Origin of the sequence: Acidiphilium sp. (assembly GCF_049977125.1) — a bacterium.
Classification (GTDB): domain Bacteria; phylum Pseudomonadota; class Alphaproteobacteria; order Acetobacterales; family Acetobacteraceae; genus Acidiphilium.
In genome coordinates this window covers 1-2,825 of sequence record NZ_JBMFGY010000013.1, presented here as the reverse complement: position 1 = coordinate 2,825, position 2,825 = coordinate 1, and the positions used below count along the sequence as shown (strand labels likewise).

At 62.2% G+C, this 2,825-nt stretch carries 2 protein-coding genes and 1 pseudogene; 2 read left to right on the top strand and 1 reads right to left on the bottom strand.

The features are described 5' to 3' along the window. Positions 1-204, top strand: a pseudogene (locus ACP5E6_RS03905) (outer membrane beta-barrel protein); the annotation flags it as partial. A 50-nt stretch (positions 205-254) separates the two neighbouring features. Here the strand turns inward: ACP5E6_RS03905 and ACP5E6_RS03900 are convergent. Further along, the gene (locus ACP5E6_RS03900) at positions 255-2,120 is read right to left on the bottom strand and encodes an ABC-F family ATP-binding cassette domain-containing protein (RefSeq protein ID WP_427951953.1); all 1,866 of its coding nucleotides are present in this window, start codon (positions 2,118-2,120) and stop codon (positions 255-257) included. Between the two features lie 106 nt (positions 2,121-2,226). Here ACP5E6_RS03900 and ndk point away from each other — a divergent pair, with 106 nt between their 5' ends. Continuing rightward, the gene (gene ndk / locus ACP5E6_RS03895; protein WP_427952067.1) at positions 2,227-2,649 is read left to right on the top strand and encodes a nucleoside-diphosphate kinase; all 423 of its coding nucleotides are present in this window, start codon (positions 2,227-2,229) and stop codon (positions 2,647-2,649) included. The last annotated feature ends 176 nt before the right edge of the window (positions 2,650-2,825 follow it).

Genomic DNA, 2,825 nt, shown 5'->3' with positions numbered 1-2,825 from the left:
TGGTTCCTGAACCCGGGCGCGCAAGGCATTGGATTATCGGTTACGCCGACCTGGCAGCAGGGTAATCTGTTTGCCCGGACCGACGTCGCTCTGTTGCATCTGACCAAGTTCAACAACACTGGCATGCCCAGCTCCGGCTACGGCAACGACGGCGGCAGCCGCAATCAGGCCGATTTCCTGCTCGAAGGCGGCGTTCTGTTCTGATCATCTCCGGCGCGCGGCCTCAAGCCGCGCGCCTTCCAAATCTGAAGCCCCTACCCTACCCCGTCCAGCGCCGCCTCAACCTCAAGCCATATCGTCTCTGCCGCCTCGATCTCGGTGCCGATTGCGCCCAGTCGAAGTTGGATCGCGGTGATCTCCTCGGATTTCGCGCGGGCGTAGAAGGCTTGATCAGCCAGTTTCGCTTCGAGCTTGCGTTTCTCGGCTTCCAGCGTCTTGATCGTCTTTTCCGCCTCACGGCCAATTTTGCGCAGCGGCGCGGTTGCCTCACGCGCTTCGGCGCGCGCCTTGCGATCCTCTTTGGTCTGCGGGGCTGATTTCCGCTCGCCGCCCGTCGCGGTCCTCTGGGTGATCAACCGCCGATACGCTTCCAGATCATCCTCATAGGCCTCGACCTTGCCGCCCGCGACCAGCATTAAGCGATCCGCGACGAGATCGATCAGATGGGTGTCATGCGTCACCAGAATCACCGCTCCCGGAAAATCGGTCAGCGCCCGCACCAGCGCCTCTCGTGCGTCGATGTCGAGGTGATTGGTCGGTTCATCGAGGATGAGCACCTGCGGCGCATCCCGGGTCGCCAGCGCGAGGAGCAGACGCGCCTTCTCGCCACCAGACAGCTGCCCTACCTTGGTCTCCACCCGCGCTGCATCCAAGCCAAATCGTGCCGCCTGTGCCCGCACCTGAGTCGGCGTCGCGTTCGGCAGTACTCGGGACAGATGCAGCAACGGCGTGTCGTCAAGATGCAAATCATCTTCCTGATGCTGCGCGAAATAGCCTACCGTGATTCCGCGTGTGCGAAAACTGCTGCCGCTCATCGGTGCCAGCCGGCCCGCCAGCGCCTTCGCCAAGGTGGACTTACCGTTACCGTTCGCCCCTAGCAGCGCAATACGGTCCTCCATGTCGATCCGCAGCGACACGCCTGACAGCACCACCCGCTCGCCATACCCGAGCGAAACCCGATCGAGCGAGAGAAGCGGCGGTGAGAGTTCACGCGGTTCTGGAAATGCGAAGCGCGTCGGGTGATCCTCGACGATGGTGTCGATCATCGGCATCTTGGCCAAGGCCTTCAACCGCGACTGCGCCTGACGGGCCTTGCTCGCTTTGGCGCGGAACCGATCGACATAACTCTGCATATGCGCCCGCTGCTCGGCGATCTTTGCCGCAGCGCGGTTCTGTTGCTCGGCACGCTCGGTCCTGATCCGCACGAATTCGGCAAACCCGCCCGGTGTGAGGGTGATCTTGCCCCGATCCAGATGCGCGATGCTGTCCACCGCCCGATCGAGCAGATCCCGATCATGCGAGACCATCAGCACCGCGCCGCCGAATCGCGCCAACCAGGTTTCAAGCCACAGGGTCGCTTCGAGATCGAGGTGATTGGTCGGCTCATCGAGCAGTAATAAATCCGGTGCCGCGAACAGGGCGGCCGCCAGCGCCACCCGCATGCGCCAGCCACCGGAGAAACTCGACATCGGCTGGCTCTGCGCGCGATCATCGAATCCCAGCCCCGCCAGAATCGCCCCCGCTCGCGAGGCCGCGCTATCCGCATCGATCGTGATCAGCCGATCGTGAATCTCGCCCAGCCGTTCCGGCGCGGCATGTTCGGCCTCGGCCAGAAGCGCCGTCCGTTCGACATCGGCGGCCAGGACCACTTCGATCGGGGTGATCGGCCCGGCTGGCGCCTCCTGCGCCACCGCGCCGAGCCTGGCCCGGTTGGCCAAGCGAATGGAGCCGCCATCCGGCGGGTTGATGCCCTGGATCAGCTTCAATAACGTCGATTTTCCGGCACCATTTCGGCCGATCAGTCCGATCTTGCGACCGGGATCGACCACCAGGGCCGCGTTTTCCAGCAAGGCACGACCGGCGATGCTGAAGGACAGATTTTCGATGCGAAGAAGGCTCATGCCCGCTTGCTAACCCACGGCGTGGGGCTTGCCCATACCGGCGATGAAAGCTATGGCCGCCCCAACTCCGGAATCGTTCTTCCAAATCGCTGAAAAGAGACAAACCATGCCCATCGAACATACGCTGTCGATTATCAAACCTGACGCCACCCGCCGCAATCTGACCGGCAAGATCAACGCCACCTTCGAGGATGCCGGGCTGCGCATCGTTGCACAAAAGCGTATCCACCTTACCAGATCACAGGCTGAGCAGTTTTATGGCGTACACAAGGACCGCCCGTTTTTCGCCGGTCTTGTCGCGTTCATGACGTCTGGACCGGTCGTGGTACAGGTGCTGGCAGGTGAAAACGCCGTCGCTAAGAATCGCGAGATCATGGGGGCCACCGACCCGAAAAAAGCCGCTCCCGGCACCATCCGCGCTGAATTCGCCGAGGACATCGAGGCCAATTCAGTTCATGGCTCGGATGCGCCAGACGCCGCCACGCAGGAAATCGCGTTCTTTTTTGCTGGTACCGAAATCGTCGGCTGATCCCCCTCCCCGCCCGCCATCATCGCGACGATCCGGCGTTGCGGATGAGGGCCGGGCACCGGAAGGTCAGGCGCATTGCGTCTGACCTCTTCGGGCCGAGCCTAGCAGATCGAGCGACCGGCGTGAGTTGTCAGAAAATTTTACACTCGTCGTTTTAGCATTTCGTCAACAAATTG

Bases quoted from the DNA above. Each gene is read 5' to 3' on its own strand.
- ndk (WP_427952067.1), top strand. From the start codon at position 2,227: ATGCCCATCGAACATACGCTGTCGATTATCAAACCTGACGCCACCCGC.
- ACP5E6_RS03900 (WP_427951953.1), bottom strand. From the start codon at position 2,120: ATGAGCCTTCTTCGCATCGAAAATCTGTCCTTCAGCATCGCCGGTCGT.